Raw genomic sequence first — 16,198 nt, 5'->3', positions numbered from 1 at the left:
GCCGGAGCAGGAAAACGAAAACACGAAATGCATGGAGGATCGACATATGAAAAAAGCAATTATCAAAACAGTTAAGCTTTGCAAAAACTATATTCTCGGCAAACAGGGCGTCAATGTACTAAAAAATCTGGACCTTGAAATTTACAAAGGAGATTTCACGGTCATCATGGGACCGAGCGGAAGCGGGAAATCCACACTTTTATACTCGATTTCCACAATGGACCGGCCGACGAGCGGCACAGTGGAAATTTTGGGCCGCAATATCAGGCAGATTCCGGAGAAGGAAATTCCGGCTATCCGCAAGAATGATATCTCTTTTGTATTCCAGAGCGCCAACCTGCTTCCCGATCTGACTGCATTTGAAAATGTTGCCTATTGCGGATACGGCAGAGTACCCAAAACAGAGGTTAACGAGAAAGCGATGGCGCTTCTGACTCGCTTCGGCCTTGCAGAGGAACGTGATAAATATCCTTCGGAAATGTCCGGAGGGCAGCAGCAGCGTGTGGCGATTGCACGTGCCCTGATCGGCAAACCGCAAATCATATTTTGCGATGAGCCGACAGGAGCACTCAACTCCGCTTCGGGACTTGAAGTGCTCGACATTCTCTCTCAGTTAGCGCAGGGAGGACAGTCCATTGTGATGGTGACACACGACCTTAAGGCCGCGGGACGTGCCTCCCGTCTTGTTTATCTCTCAGACGGGCGCATTGAAGGCGATCTGCAGCTCGGCAGCTATGATAAAGAGGAGCAGGCAAGGCGTGAAGAAACCATTTTTGCTTTCTTACAGCAGCATGGCTGGTGATTTAGCGAATAGCCTTTGCCGCCTGTCCGCTGCTGTGCGACAATAAGATCATCTGAGGGGGCGGTGCGATGGCAAACGAGAAAGTGCTTGTTGTGGAAGATGACCTCGATCTTGCAGGTATTATGGAAGATTATCTGAAAAAAGAGGGATTTGCCGTGCGGCATGCCTATGATGGCGAGTCGGCTGTTTCAGAGGCGCGCAGCTTTGAGCCTTCGCTTGTCATCCTCGATATCATGCTGCCGAAGATGGACGGCATCGAGGTCTGCCGGCAAATACGGCAGGCCTCGTTTGTTCCTATCGTCATCATCTCTGCCAAAAGTTCCGATCTTGATAAGCTGGTTTCGCTCGGTATGGGAGCCGACGATTACCTCACGAAACCTTTTTCGCTGGTCGAACTGGTTGCCCGCGTAAAATCGCACATCCGCCGATATGTAGCCTTTGCTGCGCGGCCGGCTGCCGGCGCCGGCGCGAAAATAATCTGCGGGGCACTGGTCGTCGATCCGGCTTCTTTTACGGCGTCGGTGGGCGCTGAAAAACTGCCGCTTACGGCAAAGGAGTTTCGCCTGCTTGACTATTTCTGTGCCCACCCTTCGCAGGTTTTTTCCCGGGAGCAGCTGCTTGCAGCTCTCTGGGGCACCACGGATTATGTGGATGATAACACTGTGGCGGTAACTGTCGGCCGGCTTCGTGAAAAACTCGCCAAAGCCAACGTACAATTTGTCAAAACCGTTTGGGGAGTGGGCTATAAATGGGAAAAGTGACTTCTTTCATGCGGCGGAAACAAAAAGACGGCGGAATCCGCCGCCGGATAGGGCGCCTGCTTTTTTTGGCAGGCGCCCTTTGTTTCGGGCTGGCTGTTCTTGCGGCTTTTACTTGGTACAGCATCGTCTCCGATACATTTGATGACCGGCGGATGCGTGTCGATTTTAACGCTCTTGTGGTTCAGGCGGAGAAAGGCGCGCTTCACGTCGGAAACAAGGCACACTATGCCCTTTTCGGCACCGACGGCCGGGTGCTTGAATCGACCGTTGCTGCGTATCGAAAAGGGGATACTGTCGATCTGCATACCCTCTCCGGTCTCAATGGTATAAAAAATAATGGGCGAATGCTTACTTTTGCCTCTCCGATTGTCCGTAACGGCACAATCAGCGGCATGCTGTATGTGACGGCCGATAAAAAGAATTACAGTTCTCCGAAGGCAGCATGGCCGGTTATCTTATCGCTTTTTCTCTTGATGGCGGGTGTATGTCTGTTGCTTTTCTTTGTCGCACATCTTCTGAAAAATGACCTTTTCGCTCCGATTGCTTTGCTGCACGGCTCGACCCGGCGGATGCTGCGGGGCGATCTGGATACGCGGCTGCTCTATGACGACACCGGCGAAATAGGTTCACTGTGCCATGATTTTGAGGCCATGCGTGATGAGCTTTCAGCTGCGTTCCGGCGTGAGAACGATCTGCTTAATGCCGACAGGCTGCTTTTTGCCTGTGTATCCCATGATTTGAAAACACCGCTTGCCGCCATTTCCGGCTATGCGGAAGAAATCCGTGACGGCATTGCCGACAGCCCTGCGCGGATCCATGACCTTTCCGGCCTGATGCTGAGAAAGGTCCGGCTTTTGACAGGGCTTATAGACGACATTCTTGAAGAAACAAAGGCACAGCTTGGCGAACTGCCTATTGTTTTAGAGGAAATTTATGCGCGGCCTTTTTTTAAAGAGGTCTGCGGGGAGCTGTCACTTGACGCGGCGCACTCGGGTGTGGCCTTCTCCGTTGACGAGGTTCCGAATGTGCTGATCACGGTCGATCGTAAACGGATCACACAGGTTATGCAGAATCTTGTATCCAACAGCATTAAATACAGGCAGCACGGCTGCAGGATAAACATTCATTTTAAGCTGGAAGCCGCCGGACTGATTGTCTGCGTCAAAGACACCGGCAGCGGCATCGCGGCAAATGACATCCCCTTTGTTTTCAACAGATTTTACCGCGGCGACGCAGCACGAAGACAGGATGTCCCCGGTTCCGGCCTGGGCCTGTGCATTGCGAAAGATATCGTGGAACGCCACGGGGGGCGCATTGAATGCGACAGTGTGCTCGGCAGCGGTACCGAGGTATGCTTTTCATTGCCGCTGTGAGGACGGAAGATTATTTTTATCCGGCTTATGGGCCCGCTCAAATTTAGAAAACAGCATGTAAAGAGTTTCGGCCCCGGATGCGTTATGGCCGATGTTGGAATGGCTGTCCGTTGTTTTCAAGGTCTTATACGGCGGTACAAATTCATCGGCAATTAGTGCACGGATATTTTCAAACCCGCTCTCTTTATAAGTCAGACTGATCCCCCTGCTTTTAACTGCCGGGTTCTCTTTCGAAGATAGAGCACGCCAAGAGCAGACAGGGCAGCAGGATACAGGATTGCCCAGCCGCTGAAAAATAACAGGATGACGCTGAACGTCAGTGAAAGAAATGCCATCAGCCAGCCGATGGTCAGAGGTCTTAGGATTTTTAAGGCGGCCAGCATAGTCAGTATATAGGAAGTAATAAAAACGGCACTGGGTCCTTTTAAAAGCGTCCCCAGATCGGGCCGGACCCAACCGTACAGAATTAAAACGATGCCGAAAATCGCGCCTAAAGCGGCTAAGACTCTGACCGGAGTCCGGTGCTGCGGATGCAGAGCCGCAAAGAAAGCCGGAAAATTTCCCCCTCTTGCCTGAGCATAAACCATCCTTGAAAATCCGGCAATGTTTGCGTGAACGCTGCTGAATGTGATAAATAAAGCGAGGACAGTTGTCAGAGCAGCCCCTGCGGTTCCCAGCCCTTTTGAGATAAGAATACTCAATGAAGCGATCTCTTTTTTGCCTCCGTAGGAATGGGTGCCTACGGTCACAAATGAAACGGATATGTATAAAATGGCAATGCAAAAGGCGCCTAATAATAAGCTGACGAAGATATCTTTTTCAGGGTTCTTAAATTCTTCCGCAAGAGGCACAATCATTTCCCAACCGACAAACGAGAAAAAAATGATGACGGATGCTGAACCGACGGACAGCCAGCCGTCAGGCACGAACGGAGTAAAGGCATCGCGGCGGATGTAAGGGGCAGAGACAGCGACAGCCGTGATTAATAAACCCAGGATTCCGCAGATAACCCCCAGACCGACTTTGGCTGAAAGTTCAATCCCCCTGACATGCAAAAATAAAGAAACAGCCAGAATCAGGGCAGCCATGCCGATTACTTCCCATATGTTTACCGGCAGAATGTCATTTACATAAAAGGCGCCTGTCAGCGCGACGATCGGCACACCTACAGGGATAGAGCCGAGCATAATCCAGCTTAACACGGAACTCGTCATCGGCCCGAAAGCCCTTTCGACATAGGCGGCGATTCCTCCGGCACTCGGCATGATCTGTGCCAGATGCGCAATGGTCAGAACAATCGGGAAAGATATAAGAGACATGAGAATCCATGATAAAAGAGAAGCCGGTCCTGCGTTGTTTGCGGTAATGGAGGGCAGCACAAGAATGCCGCAGCCGAGAACGGCGCCAATGGTGAGCGCTGTTCCCTGAACCCAGGTGATCGACCGTTTTAATGAATGTTCAGCCAAGATAATCCCCCTCTTTGCATCTATGTATTTTTTAATCATTTTATAGGGCTTTACGAGAAAATGACATGGCACATTTAAGCAAATGGTTGATATATTCATATATAATTAAGGAAGATATAAAATCTATTTTAATAATTAAGGAGACGGCTTCTATGGATGAAATCGATCTTGATATCCTTTCTCAATTGCAGGAAAATGCACGCCTGACCATGATTGAATTGGGCAAAAAAGTGGGGCTGACTTCTCCGTCCGTCACTGAACGGGTAAGAAGATTGGAAGAGCAGGGCGTGATCAAAAAATACTGCGCTCTCGTTTCACCGGAAAAATTAAACAAGCATGTGACTGCTTTTATTTTAATGGAGCCCAGGGACTGTAAAAAATATGCACAGTTTGCTGCCGGTTATCCGGATGTCATCGAGTGCCATCGAATCGCCGGTATGTACAGCTACTTAACCAAAGTCGTGACCGAATCGGTCCACACTTTGGAAGACTACATCGATGCCTGCCTGGAGTACGGCAAACCGACAACGTTAATTGTTTTGTCTTCGCCGGTGGAACGGAAACCGATTAGGACTCAGACTGCCGAACAGTGAAATACGTTTTATAGATCCGCCTGCTTGCTGCAGTTAAATCAGGCGTTGAACGCCGATAATGTCATCGGAAGTTTGCGTTTTATCGAAACTATATGGAATGTAGAAATGTCGTTTATCAGAGCAATCATATTGAGCGGGTATGTGAAGAATCGTTAATCGACAAAAAACGACATGTTTTACAAAATATTTATATTATACTGATAGTCAATAACTAAACCTGGAGTGACTCAATTCCTTGTCAGCACTGCTGCTTTTATTTTTATGAACAAATCGGTTCCAGCTGCCGCTTTTGTCAGATGTTTCTGGTCGGCAGCTTGTTTATCGAAATACGGCAAGAGTTTCCAGAACAATATAAGATTTGCAAAATATTAAATATGAATGAGTTCCTGAATAAAGGGAAACAAATTCTGTTTCCTTAAAGAAGGGGGGGAAAACAAACAATGAAAACGAATACAAAAATTATTTATAATTATTTTAAAGTATTTAATAAAATAATCTGGTCGGAAAAAATCCCCTTTATTTACACTGTTATTGCTCCGACTTTATTTTTCGTTTTTTCAAATTTGCCGTTATTCGAGGGCAGAGATATCGATAAAAATCAATTGATATTGAAAATAGGCAATTATCTTGGCTATATTGTCGTCAGCGTTATGTTGAATGGCATTTCACTGCAGTTATTGAATTATCGGGAAAACGGCACTTTTAAAACATTTACGATGATTTCCGGCGGCGATAAACATTTAGTCGTCGTGGGTTTGATTTTGAGCGAGTTATTATTCGGATTAATATGCAGTTCGATTTTTGCATTTGTTATCGCTATGTATAATTTTCGTTCATTTTTCTTTATCGTATTTGCCTCTCTGTCCATCTATATTATTTCAAGTGTCCCGATTGCCTTATTCGTCCTCTTTATTGGAGTTCTGAAAGTACGGGCAAATACGATGATAACGATTTCAAATATATCATTAATTCTATTTATATGGATTTCGGCTGTTCGTAAAGACACCGGCACTTTTTGGGGAGAATTGTTATATGGACTGATCCCCAATGACTTTGTTACCCAGGTAGATATGTTTGTTGTTCATTTGTTCCAGGGAATTTTCACCTTGGATCGGCTAATCGTATTAATGACAATCATAGCGCTATACATAGTGATCGGCATCCTGTCGCTTTCTAAAATACAGGTTAATTCGTTCTATATGCGGAACTAAGGTGATTTAAATGCAAATCGAGTTAAAAAATATTGATTTTTCATATACAAAAACTTCTCTATTTAAAAATCTCAATATGAAGCCGGAATCCGGAATGTTAAATTTGTTGATTGGCTATAATGGAGCGGGCAAAACAACACTCTTTGATATTCTGACGGGTTTAAGCACGCCTCAGTCAGGTGAAATAAACGGGCTTCCCAAAAAAGAAAAAATTCTTTATCAAACCCAGACTCCTGCCCTTTTTGGAGCGTTAACGGGTAAGGATCTCGAACGTTTTATTTTCGGAATTTCTAACGGATATACGCCGATCGACATCCGCCTATTATCTGATCGCCTTCAGAATCTGTATTATAATCTATTAAATAAAAAAATCAGCGTTATGTCTGTCGGAGAAAGGCGCTGGTTATTGACATTATTTGAGACCCATTTAGACAAGCAGCTGTTTTTATTTGATGAGCCTACAAGCGGTGTCGATCCAACTTCCCGCCGGCAAATATTAGATAGATTGAACGTTATCGCCCAGTCTCCCAAAAGAATCGTGATCGTATCCACTCATGAATTAAGAGATTATGAATCGATGCCGAGTCATATTTTCCTGCTGAATAAAGGAAGAGTACAACCCTTTAGCTCATATAATGATTTTGTGCAAATATCTCCGCGTAAAGATCCGAATGAAGCCTTTGAGTTATATTTGGGGGAATCGTAAATGCGAAGCCGGGACAAGATGTTGCTGTTTTGCTGCCTGTTTCACGTTTCAAAGTTGAAAGCCAGGATTCGTCCCTGATCCTGTCCGGCTCTCGACCGAAAAAAGCGGTGAGCGGCGGACGCTGTTTTAACGGCCGGTCAGGTTCCAAAAACGATGTAATGCTAAAGGGGCGTGCACGATTCGGAAAGCCGATGAAGAGGCGAAAGGTTTCTTTTATTTGATTCTGCATCAAATTATCGAACTTATGTCCCCGTTAAAATCCCGATTATGGATCCGCTCATCTTTCCAGGGCCCTCCCGGTGTAAGACGGGTCTCTTATTTTCAAATCCGATGAACTTTGCGTTCAGAATGAGTTCGCAATCTCCTTTCCTGATAAAAAATAGGGCGCATTTTTTCGGGCGGCTGCCCATTCCGAGGAGGAGAGACATTTAAAAGAGATATGTAAAAAGGCTGAACAGTTCAGGAAAAAGTCTGATCGTGTTCGGCCTTTGTTTCAAAGGAAAAACTTTACAAGCAAAGTTGGGCACTGTAATTAATCAAATATCATTTTTTAAATGGCGTTCAATAATTTGAAATATATGGCGATTTATCTGCCATTAATTACAGTATTTTTCTGACCAAGATCTCATAGCAAGTAAAATCGGCTTTAAAGCCCAGCCTTTTTCAGTAGGCTCATATTTCACCGTGGGCGGCATTGTCGGTAATACTTTCCTATTGACTATGCCACTTTTCTCAAGCATACGCAGGCGTTGTGATAACGTTCTTGTACTCATCTCTGGTAAACGCTTATGAATGCTGCCATAGCGATTATTGCCAATCGATATTTCCCATAAAATTAAAGGTGTCCATTTACCACTTAAGATATTAACCACTGGTTCAATTGGACAATCTAAAATATTTTTATCTGTCGTCATAGCTACATGCTCCATAAATCCGTTTTTTTGTACCGTTTCTTTACTTTATTACCCTACTTTAATTATGAAATAAACCAGACTAAAATGCAGTTAATTAGAAAAAATACAGGAGGAAAGAAATGGGACTATGATGACAAATTACACAGTTGATCAGCTATTAGGTGACCATGAAAAACGTTACTTTGGAAACGGTTATAAAAAAGTGACCCACAAACTATGTCAGTTACGATTAAGCAATGGTATTTGGGAGTGCTTTGGTCAAGTTAAACGGGTAAAGACTGGTCTAAAAAAAACTCACTAATATTATCCCAGCATCTAAGTAGTATTGATGGGCTAATCTTAGGAATGCTTTTAGTTGAAAAAGTTCTCCAACAAAATCCACTAATGGAAGTGAAAAATTGGTTTTTATACGCTTTTGAAATCAAGGCTGGCAGTAAACCGGTAGAAAACATTGATTCCATTCAAATCTACATAAAAAGTATACAGTTAGAATCTTCGTCATTTAAGGCCGAGATAGTTGAAGAAGATATGAATGTCAAGTTATACTTTGTAAATCTCAGGCCGACTGCCATCGTTCCGATTTCCACTAATATATTTACTAATTATACAGAAAATCATCTAAACAATAAAGCTCATGATATCAAACAAATAGAATTTTTAAGCCGTCTGCAACTTCAGGCTCTTGCGCATATCTTTGAAGACGGTCAGAAATCTATTTTTACTGGACTTCAGAGCAACCATCAATATTTAACTTCTCTTCTTGACTGGTTAGTCGTTTTCGCCCAAATGGGGGAAATACTGGCTTATCATTACGATAATCTTAAACGAGATGAATCCGGAAATTTTTGGATGCGGAAAATCAAAGCGAAATTCCTGACAAACACACTGCCGAAAATCGGTGATAATATCCCTGTGTTTGCCGAAATAACTGATACCAATATGATTAAGCTAAATCGTGAAGAATGGCGTACTTTTTCTATGGCTGGCTATAACAATGCCAAAACAATTGTTTTTGTAGCAAAGGTTGCTCATAAACTTCCTAAAAAGTTAACAAGGCAGGGGGGCTCGAAATGAGTACTGGGAATAATCATAAAGTGGAAGACCTCCATTTAGTTATTTCTGGAACTTATTCGACAGGTAAGACAACAACAACGGCCCTGTCCATTGCTACAGGAATACCGAAAATTGATGCATTATCGGCCAGAGAAATTTTAACGGATCTATACCCAGGAAGAAGATTTCAAGATATGAATTTAACTGAACTAATGGCTTTGGGATTGAAACGCTTAGAAGAAAGAATCAAAACCGAGGCAACCTTATTTTCCAAATATGGCAGTTTTATTTCTGACGGTTCAGTTTTAAATGAATGGATTTATGGAACTGTCAGGTTAAAAATTGGCATTAATCCCGGTGCTCCTTTTATACACCAATTGATAAAGGCTTTTTTAGGCGTGCCATCAAAAAGTTTTCTAAAGAAATATATGTCCGCTTATGGACAGGTGGTTAGTCTCCACGCTAAATACTGGTACAACCATGTTGTTCATTTACCCGTTGAATTCAAAATGGATCCGGACGGACATCGTCCTGTTTCCGAACGATACCGCAGATTATCTGATATTGAACTGAAGCAAATATTTTTAACATATGGAATACCCTTCTATATTGTTGGAGGTTCACTAGAATCGAGATTACAAAAAATAATTAGCCTGCTTAATTTGCAGATTGTTGTTCCAGTGCCAGAGGCAATAGAACAGGCAAAGGAAATTATCGCTACCAATCGGGAATCCGTTTCTAAAAGAATAATAGAACAATATCATGAACCAAATTTACGAGAAAAAATCAAAATCTTATCAAAGTACTAAATAATTGGAGTGACATGGCAAAAATGATTAAATTTCAAAATGTCAGTAAAATATACAATTTAGGTGAACAAGAGGTCCTTGCTTTAAATGATGTCAGTTTTGAAATTGAAACGGGTAAGGTCACAGTAATTTTAGGCCCGTCTGGTTCAGGTAAAAGTACTGCTTTGAATTTATTAGGAGGAATGGATCGAGCTTCCAAAGGAATCGTAGAAATCAATGATACTAATTTAACTAAGTTGAATGATCATCAACTATCCGATTATCGAAGAAAGATCGTCGGCTTCGTTTTTCAATTTTATAATCTAATTCCCAGTCTGACAGCTTTAGAGAATATCGGAATTGCTGCCAACCTTACTAAAAATGATGCCAGCTCTAAAAAATATTTAGAAGCAGTCAGTTTAACTAGCCGCAGAGATAATTTCCCTAGCCAGCTCTCAGGAGGAGAGATGCAGCGAGTGGCCATTGCCCGGGCTTTGGCTAAAAAGCCAAAGTTATTATTATGTGATGAGCCAACCGGAGCATTGGACTCGCAGACTGGCCGAAAAATCATTCAACTACTTAAAGAAGCAAGTAACCAAGAAACTTCGGTAATTTTAGTGACGCACAACGCTGCGATTGCCCCGATTGCTGACCGGGTTATTTATCTGCACGACGGTAAAATTGCTAAAATCGTTGACAATGCTGCCCCAGTGGATCCGAAAAAGGTGGCCTGGTAATGAAATTTCTCAGTCGAAAATTGCGACGGGATATTTTATCGCAATGGACTCAATTTTTTTCTGTGTTTCTCATGGCTTTTTTAAGTGTTCTGATTTACACAGGTTTAGAAGGTGTTTGGCATGGGATGGATGTCAGCCTAAATGCGTATATGAAAAGCAGCCATTTAGCCGATTCTTGGATTAGCGCTGTAAACTTGACTGCAAACGATGTTAATAAAATTAAAAAGATCAGCGGTGTTGTCAGTCAGACTTCTTTAAAAACTACGATTCAAGTCACAACTTCAGATGGTTACAATAACCAAAGCTACCTGACCCTCGAAACACCGGGATCTAAAAGCTTGAGTAAACCAGTTCTTGTATCGGGCAAAGAACTTGATTCCCAAAGGGACGGCATGTACCTAAATACCGAATATGCCAAATCACACAATTTAACAGTTGGTGATCATCTTACTGTTTCTTATAATCAACGGATGATTATCCTTAAAATTATCGGCCTGATCAGGTCGCCAAGTCGAATTTATTACACCGGCACTAATGACTTTGTCGCTCCAAATTACCGGAGTTATGGTTTTGGAACAATTACCCAACAGACTTTAAAGAATGATTTTCATTACTTGGGTCAAGCCAACCTGCTAGAAATCAGCGACTCTAATAATCAAAAGATTAGAGAAGAAGTGCCAAAGATTCTTGGTTCACGTTATCTTGCCTATTACAATCGCCAGACCTTACCGGAAGTATCAACCGCTTTAGATCGAGTCGGTCAGATTCGTAATTTATCAATTATGTTTTCGACACTCTTCATCCTTTTAGCAATCTTAGCCATGTATACAACCATTCGTCGTTTAATTGAATCACAAACTCAAGAAATTGCGCTATTAAAAGCTTTGGGGTATTCTAATCGGTCAATTAGTCGGCACTACGCCTCTTATGGGCTCCTTGTTAGTGCTCTGGGAGCCTTAATCGGAACGGCGGCTTCACCCGTCATGTCTCTTTTTGTTTTGCAGACTCAAAAAACAATGTTTTCTCTGCCCAATTGGCAGATCGCCTATACATGGAATTCTTTCGGCATCGTTGCTTTAGTCATTTTAATCAGTACTATTTCAGCCTTTATTGCTTCACATAATGCCCGAAGTGGATTACCAGCTGTTTATCTGCGGGGTAATAAAATTAAACAGACGCATCAGATCAGTGTGGAAAAAATATTCCCAGTCTTTTGGAAACGGATAAGTTATGGTAGTCGCTGGACATGGCGGGATAGCTTAGCTAATCCAATACGGATTTTGATGGGAATTGTCGGAGTTTGTGGAGGTATGGCACTTTTAATTGCCGGCTTTGGTGTCCACGATTCAATGTACGGTCAAGTATCACAGTCTTATGGTCAAGATTTCAAATATCAAGAGCGTTATACTTTTACTTCGACTCGCCATCTGTTAAACATCCGCAGGTTACTAACCAGTGTAAATGGGCAATGGCTGGAAACCTTAACGGCGAGAATAAGCCCGGATGATGGTATAAACCATATTGTTAATATTATTGGTAAGGGAAATTTGGTCAATATTAAAACTACTGATGGTAAGCAAATTAACGATGGCGGAATCTATGTTACTGAGGGACTAGCTCAATCAGCCCGCATTAAGTTTGGACAAACGATCAAGCTAACTAATGTCTCAACAAGTCAAAAATCTTACCAAATGAAAGTCAAAGGCATTTTAAAATCGAGTATTCCTCAAGGGGTTTACTTGACACAAAAAACTTGGCAAAATCATGGCGGAAACTTCTTACCTCAAACCTTGCTGATGAAAGGAGTACTGTCTAATAAGAACAAAGAGCTTCTGAAAACACACGACGTGAGTAGTCAACTGGTCACTATAGAAAAACAAAAGGCTAACGCTATTGACCTTGTTAATAATTTTCAAAGTATTTTCCTTTTGATTCAGGTTTTTGGAATCTTACTGGTAGTTGTCGTTCTTTACAATCTGGGTTCACTGAGCTTTGCAGAAAGAAGCAGGGATTATGCGACACTCAGGGTACTTGGGTTCCATCGCAATGAAATTCGTTTACTGACTGTACGCGAAAACGTGGTTACTACTCTAATCGGTTGGATTATCGGGTTACCGTTTGGTTTCTGGTTTTTGGACAAGTATGTAAGCACGTTTTCTACTTATCAAATTAAGTATTATCCATTAATCAGTCGATTAAATCTAGCATTTGCTTCAATTATTACTATCAGTTGTGCCTTGACCACGACTATCTTAATTGGTCGACGAATCAGGAAACTGGATATGGTTGAAGCCATCAAAGGAGTGGAATGATTATTTCATAGCAAATCTGAATTTCTTACTCACTTTAAAAAGTATTTTTTATTTGTCGGGTTTTTCATAATAATGTTTCTCTGCCTGTTTCAGAGCACGATAGACGCTAAGGAGCACTATGTGAAAAGGCTGAACAGTTCAGAAAAAACTGATCTGTTCAGCTATTTATGTTTGATTTAAACAGAACTGGGTGGATGCACATCATTTTTTTGCCTGATTTAATAAATCAATCAGATCTGTCCGATTGGCGCGTGCGCAGTAGGCAGGTGTGCCATTCTGAAAGCGAAACCCTTCATGCAGGGGTCCGGCGTCATAGACATCGAAGCCGATTGACTCGATTAATTCCGTCACAGCTTTCTTTGCTTCTGCGTCATCCCCGGCGATCGGCAGAGTCCGCCGCCTTGGATCGCCTTTCGGTTTGGCCGTTGGTCCGATATCGGTCGCAAAGATTGAATTAAATGCCTTGACCACATGGGCATCGGGGAAATGTTCGGCCGTGAGCTCACTGGTTGTCGTTGATCCATGATCGAGAGCTTCGATCCGGCCGTCGCGCGAAGGATAGTAATTCATTGTATCAATGACCGTCTTTCCGGCCAGTCCGGAAGTCGGAAGCTGGGGCAGTGCGCGCAGCGGAACTGTGACGACCACAATATCGCCTTCGCGTGCCGCCTGTTCCGATGCCGCCGCTTTTGCATTCGGACCGAGCTTCCGCACCAGTTCAGCCAGTGTTTCCGGTCCGCGTGAGTTCGACATCACAACGGAGTATCCGGCTTGAATAGCGCTTGCTGCAACGGCTTGTCCGATATGGCCGCTGCCGATAAATCCGATTTTCATGATAAATCGTTCTCCCCCTTCTTTAAACAGCTTCAGTGTAGCATTCACCGCCATCCGCGTCTAACAACATGACTTAGGTTCATATAAATCTGCGGCCGGTCGAAAAGTATCGGATGTTTTTCAGCCCCGTCCGCACATGCCGCGCTTGAGGATATGATCGCCGATCCTGCATTCCTGAGCAGCTTATACATGAACCGGGGAAACTATTCAGTCCAAAAAATGAATTCCCGATCGTTCATGTTCAAGTAGCCATTCTTTACGCCATAAGCCGCCCGCATAGCCGGTTAAATTCCCGTTTGCACCGATCACGCGATGGCAGGGCACGATAATGCTTATCTTATTTTTACTGTTTGTCATGCCGACGGCCCGAACGGCTTTTTCGTTGCCGATGGAGGCGGCTATATCTTTGTAAGAACGTGTTTCAGCGTACGGTATTTTTGTTAAAGCCGTCCAGACTTTTTTTTGAAAATCGGTACCCTCAAACAGGAAAGGCACGGAAAATTGACGCCGTGTGCCCTTAAAATATTCGTCAAGCTGATTGAAGCCATCGGTTAAAACGGCAGGCGTATCCTCTGTCCTTAAATTCAGCGGTTCCGTCCGCTCGGAAAACGTAACGGAGCAGACCGCATCCTTCGTGCCAATGATTTCGATGACGCCTATCGGAGATTTGTAATCGAGCTTATATCGTTGATTCATAAAGAGACCTCCATAAGTAAAAAGTTAACAGCTCATAAGCACTGCAGCATGGCGCTGCGCGACGGCGGTTTCAAGCCGGAAGCAGGCCCGAAACCGTTTCGGCGTAAGTCTGTCCGATGTTCCAAGGCCTGGCTGCAGCCGGAAACCATCCATTATAGATAGGACCGCTCAACTTTTTCTTCATTTCATTCAAGACAAGGTTAATCGGATCTGCCATTGAACGTCCGTTTTTCCTGATCCGGCGGTCGAGTTAGAAACAGGTCACGACTAATTTTATCTTTTAATATGAGTATCCCCTTAGCTCATTGTCCGGCTGTGCCTGCCGTCAATTGATCGACTCTTCCTGAGATCGCCAATCTCTAAAGACTGAGAACGTTTTCGCGATCCATAAACTTCTGCAAGGGTCGATAAACTTCTGTCACAATTGATAGGTTGATAAATCGGGTATACCTGCTGAAGACCGATTAAGCACCGTCGACGACCGAAAAACTCCTTGCGATGACCGATAAACAGCTACTAACGGTCGATAATAGACTGAAATCTGATCCATACAGCCGGGCCGCCGGCCAGTATCGCCCCGTCAAGAGTTTATCGCCCTGAAAAAAGGATGAATCGCCCTAAAGCAGTGAACGATCGCCCCGAAATGGGCTTGATTCGCCCTATTTTGGCGGAGTATCGCCCCATCAAGAGTTTATCGCCCTAAAAAAAGATGAATCGCCCTAAAACAGTGAACAATCGCCCCAAAATGGGCTTGATTCGCCCTGTTCCGGCGGAGTATCGCCCCGTCAAGAGTTTATCGCCCTGAAAAAAGGATGAATCACCCTAAAACAGTGAACGATCGCTCTAAAAAAGTCTCAATTCGCCCTGTTCCGGCGGAGTATCGCCCCGTCAAGAGTTTATCGCCCCGAAAAAGAGATGAATCGCCCTAAAACAGTGAACGATCACTCTAAAAAAGTCTCAATTCGCCCTGTTCCGGCGGAGTATCACCCTGTCAAGAGTTTATCGCCCTGAAAAAAAGATGAATTGCCCTAAAACAGTGAACAATCGCCCCAAAATGGGCTTGATTCGCCCTGTTCCGGCGGAGTATCGCCCCATCAAGAGTTTATCGCTCTGAAAAAAGATGAATCGCCCTAAAACAGTGAACAATCGCCCCGAAAAAAGGATGAATCGCCCTAAAGCAGTGAACGATCGCCCCGAAATGGGCTTGATTCGCTCTGTTCCGGCGGAGTATCGCCTTCTCAAGAGTTTAAACCAATCGGATACAACTTGCTGTTCCGATTATTTGCACTTATTAATCCCGGCCTGTTTACTATCGATTTTTCGCACTTCACTGTTGATATTTTGCACTTTACAGTAGATAGTCGGCATTTTTCCCGGTGATTTTCACCACGATTTACAGGGATATGCAGCGGGTCGAAAAAAGATCGAACGTTTCCGCCATGTCCGTGCCGGATATCCCCTTTTTCAGCGGGATACATCGCTGTTCACATGAACATTTCAGAGCTATAGACTGCCACGTGATCGCTTTTCAGCGGAATCGACGGTGCTTTCACACCGCGGACTGACTGGATACATGAGTTGAGGATATCCCCTTTTTTAATAACTTATCACAACGGCAATTTCCTTTTCACTTTAACATACGCAATGATTTCTTTGATCTCATCATTCTTCAGCTCTAAGTTATCAATATATACTCTGTAATCTCCGCTGTTTGCCCCGTCGAGATGAATGGCCGCTGTATGGTGCCGGTTGACCAATGTATCAAGAGAGACAGCGAAAAAATCTGCGATTTTGATCAGCACGTCGATCGGGGGCTGGCGATAACCTGTTTCATAGCTGGCATACGTGCTTTTCGCTATTCCGATGGCATCGGCCATGTTTTGGATGGTTAGATTTTTTCTTTTTCGAAGTTCAATCAATTTATCCGGCAAGAACATGTCTCCCTCCTTAAA

Annotated in this window: 17 protein-coding genes and 1 pseudogene; 11 read left to right on the top strand and 7 right to left on the bottom strand. The window is 43.8% G+C overall.

Annotated features, from left to right (window positions below):
- Positions 1–46 precede the first annotated feature (46 nt).
- From OYT88_RS15400 to OYT88_RS15390, 3 genes are all read left to right on the top strand, one after another.
- Positions 47–802, top strand: a complete 756-nt coding sequence (locus tag OYT88_RS15400; protein WP_274401232.1) for an ABC transporter ATP-binding protein — start codon at positions 47–49, stop codon at positions 800–802.
- Between the two features lie 68 nt (positions 803–870).
- Positions 871–1,563: a response regulator transcription factor gene (locus tag OYT88_RS15395; protein ID WP_274401231.1), complete on the top strand. Its 693-nt coding sequence runs from the start codon at positions 871–873 to the stop codon at positions 1,561–1,563.
- On the top strand, positions 1,551–2,936 hold the full coding sequence (locus OYT88_RS15390) for a sensor histidine kinase (protein WP_274401230.1): 1,386 nt from the start codon (positions 1,551–1,553) through the stop codon (positions 2,934–2,936). Before OYT88_RS15395 ends, OYT88_RS15390 begins: the two co-directional genes overlap by 13 nt.
- A gap of 191 nt (positions 2,937–3,127) precedes the next feature.
- On the opposite strand, the gene OYT88_RS15385 is transcribed toward OYT88_RS15390, so the two are convergent.
- Positions 3,128–4,402, bottom strand: coding sequence for an APC family permease (locus OYT88_RS15385; protein WP_274401229.1), 1,275 nt, complete (start codon positions 4,400–4,402; stop codon positions 3,128–3,130).
- A 152-nt stretch (positions 4,403–4,554) separates the two neighbouring features.
- On the opposite strand from OYT88_RS15385, the gene OYT88_RS15380 reads away from it, so the two are divergent.
- The 3 genes from OYT88_RS15380 to OYT88_RS15370 all read left to right on the top strand — a co-directional run bounded on the left by OYT88_RS15380 (position 4,555) and on the right by OYT88_RS15370 (position 6,912).
- Positions 4,555–4,995, top strand: a complete 441-nt coding sequence (locus tag OYT88_RS15380; RefSeq protein ID WP_274401228.1) for an Lrp/AsnC family transcriptional regulator — start codon at positions 4,555–4,557, stop codon at positions 4,993–4,995.
- A gap of 440 nt (positions 4,996–5,435) precedes the next feature.
- Complete coding sequence (locus tag OYT88_RS15375; protein ID WP_274401227.1) at positions 5,436–6,206, top strand: hypothetical protein; 771 nt, start codon at positions 5,436–5,438, stop codon at positions 6,204–6,206.
- Between the two features lie 10 nt (positions 6,207–6,216).
- Positions 6,217–6,912: an AAA family ATPase gene (locus tag OYT88_RS15370; protein WP_274401226.1), complete on the top strand. Its 696-nt coding sequence runs from the start codon at positions 6,217–6,219 to the stop codon at positions 6,910–6,912.
- 596 nt (positions 6,913–7,508) lie between these two features.
- On the opposite strand, the gene OYT88_RS15365 is transcribed toward OYT88_RS15370, so the two are convergent.
- On the bottom strand, positions 7,509–7,826 hold the full coding sequence (locus OYT88_RS15365; RefSeq protein WP_274401225.1) for a winged helix-turn-helix transcriptional regulator: 318 nt from the start codon (positions 7,824–7,826) through the stop codon (positions 7,509–7,511).
- 127 nt (positions 7,827–7,953) lie between these two features.
- On the opposite strand from OYT88_RS15365, the gene OYT88_RS20970 reads away from it, so the two are divergent.
- The 5 genes and pseudogenes from OYT88_RS20970 to OYT88_RS15340 all read left to right on the top strand — a co-directional run bounded on the left by OYT88_RS20970 (position 7,954) and on the right by OYT88_RS15340 (position 12,716).
- Positions 7,954–8,127: an AvrD family protein gene (locus OYT88_RS20970; protein ID WP_443217521.1), complete on the top strand. Its 174-nt coding sequence runs from the start codon at positions 7,954–7,956 to the stop codon at positions 8,125–8,127.
- Positions 8,115–8,900: pseudogene (locus tag OYT88_RS15355) on the top strand (AvrD family protein); the annotation flags it as partial. The gene OYT88_RS20970 and the pseudogene OYT88_RS15355, both read left to right, overlap by 13 nt.
- Positions 8,897–9,688 (top strand): AAA family ATPase, encoded by a 792-nt coding sequence (locus OYT88_RS15350; RefSeq protein WP_274401224.1) that lies wholly within the window; start codon positions 8,897–8,899, stop codon positions 9,686–9,688. The pseudogene OYT88_RS15355 and the gene OYT88_RS15350, both read left to right, overlap by 4 nt.
- 14 nt (positions 9,689–9,702) lie before the next feature.
- On the top strand, positions 9,703–10,404 hold the full coding sequence (locus tag OYT88_RS15345) for an ABC transporter ATP-binding protein (RefSeq protein ID WP_274401223.1): 702 nt from the start codon (positions 9,703–9,705) through the stop codon (positions 10,402–10,404).
- Positions 10,404–12,716: an ABC transporter permease gene (locus OYT88_RS15340; RefSeq protein ID WP_274401222.1), complete on the top strand. Its 2,313-nt coding sequence runs from the start codon at positions 10,404–10,406 to the stop codon at positions 12,714–12,716. Before OYT88_RS15345 ends, OYT88_RS15340 begins: the two co-directional genes overlap by 1 nt.
- A gap of 201 nt (positions 12,717–12,917) precedes the next feature.
- Here OYT88_RS15340 and OYT88_RS15335 read toward each other — a convergent pair whose 3' ends face one another.
- The 5 genes from OYT88_RS15335 to OYT88_RS15315 all read right to left on the bottom strand — a co-directional run bounded on the left by OYT88_RS15335 (position 12,918) and on the right by OYT88_RS15315 (position 16,177).
- Entirely contained in the window at positions 12,918–13,550 is a 633-nt protein-coding gene (locus tag OYT88_RS15335; protein WP_274401221.1) for an NADPH-dependent F420 reductase, read from the bottom strand.
- Between the two features lie 207 nt (positions 13,551–13,757).
- Positions 13,758–14,246, bottom strand: coding sequence for a methylated-DNA--[protein]-cysteine S-methyltransferase (locus OYT88_RS15330; RefSeq protein WP_274401220.1), 489 nt, complete (start codon positions 14,244–14,246; stop codon positions 13,758–13,760).
- 70 nt (positions 14,247–14,316) lie between these two features.
- A complete protein-coding gene (locus OYT88_RS15325; RefSeq protein WP_274401219.1) occupies positions 14,317–14,463 on the bottom strand; it encodes a hypothetical protein in 147 nt (48 codons plus the stop codon).
- Positions 14,464–14,664: 201 nt separating this feature from the next.
- A complete protein-coding gene (locus OYT88_RS15320; RefSeq protein WP_274401218.1) occupies positions 14,665–14,796 on the bottom strand; it encodes a hypothetical protein in 132 nt (43 codons plus the stop codon).
- 1,057 nt (positions 14,797–15,853) lie between these two features.
- Entirely contained in the window at positions 15,854–16,177 is a 324-nt protein-coding gene (locus tag OYT88_RS15315) for a helix-turn-helix domain-containing protein (protein ID WP_274401217.1), read from the bottom strand.
- Between the last annotated feature and the right edge of the window lie 21 nt (positions 16,178–16,198).

It is taken from the genome of Sporolactobacillus sp. CQH2019 (assembly GCF_028765345.1).
In the GTDB taxonomy this organism is placed as follows: domain Bacteria; phylum Bacillota; class Bacilli; order Bacillales; family Sporolactobacillaceae; genus Sporolactobacillus.
Note: the sequence above shows the minus strand (reverse complement) of the source record. Positions and strands in the feature narration are given on the sequence as shown.

Bases quoted from the DNA above. Each gene is read 5' to 3' on its own strand.
- OYT88_RS15400 (WP_274401232.1), top strand. From the start codon at position 47: ATGAAAAAAGCAATTATCAAAACAGTTAAGCTTTGCAAAAACTATATT.
- OYT88_RS15395 (WP_274401231.1), top strand. From the start codon at position 871: ATGGCAAACGAGAAAGTGCTTGTTGTGGAAGATGACCTCGATCTTGCA.
- OYT88_RS15390 (WP_274401230.1), top strand. From the start codon at position 1,551: ATGGGAAAAGTGACTTCTTTCATGCGGCGGAAACAAAAAGACGGCGGA.
- OYT88_RS15380 (WP_274401228.1), top strand. From the start codon at position 4,555: ATGGATGAAATCGATCTTGATATCCTTTCTCAATTGCAGGAAAATGCA.
- OYT88_RS15375 (WP_274401227.1), top strand. From the start codon at position 5,436: ATGAAAACGAATACAAAAATTATTTATAATTATTTTAAAGTATTTAAT.
- OYT88_RS15370 (WP_274401226.1), top strand. From the start codon at position 6,217: ATGCAAATCGAGTTAAAAAATATTGATTTTTCATATACAAAAACTTCT.
- OYT88_RS15365 (WP_274401225.1), bottom strand. From the start codon at position 7,826: ATGACGACAGATAAAAATATTTTAGATTGTCCAATTGAACCAGTGGTT.
- OYT88_RS20970 (WP_443217521.1), top strand. From the start codon at position 7,954: ATGATGACAAATTACACAGTTGATCAGCTATTAGGTGACCATGAAAAA.
- OYT88_RS15350 (WP_274401224.1), top strand. From the start codon at position 8,897: ATGAGTACTGGGAATAATCATAAAGTGGAAGACCTCCATTTAGTTATT.
- OYT88_RS15345 (WP_274401223.1), top strand. From the start codon at position 9,703: ATGGCAAAAATGATTAAATTTCAAAATGTCAGTAAAATATACAATTTA.
- OYT88_RS15340 (WP_274401222.1), top strand. From the start codon at position 10,404: ATGAAATTTCTCAGTCGAAAATTGCGACGGGATATTTTATCGCAATGG.
- OYT88_RS15335 (WP_274401221.1), bottom strand. From the start codon at position 13,550: ATGAAAATCGGATTTATCGGCAGCGGCCATATCGGACAAGCCGTTGCA.
- OYT88_RS15330 (WP_274401220.1), bottom strand. From the start codon at position 14,246: ATGAATCAACGATATAAGCTCGATTACAAATCTCCGATAGGCGTCATC.
- OYT88_RS15325 (WP_274401219.1), bottom strand. From the start codon at position 14,463: ATGGCAGATCCGATTAACCTTGTCTTGAATGAAATGAAGAAAAAGTTG.
- OYT88_RS15320 (WP_274401218.1), bottom strand. From the start codon at position 14,796: ATGGATCAGATTTCAGTCTATTATCGACCGTTAGTAGCTGTTTATCGG.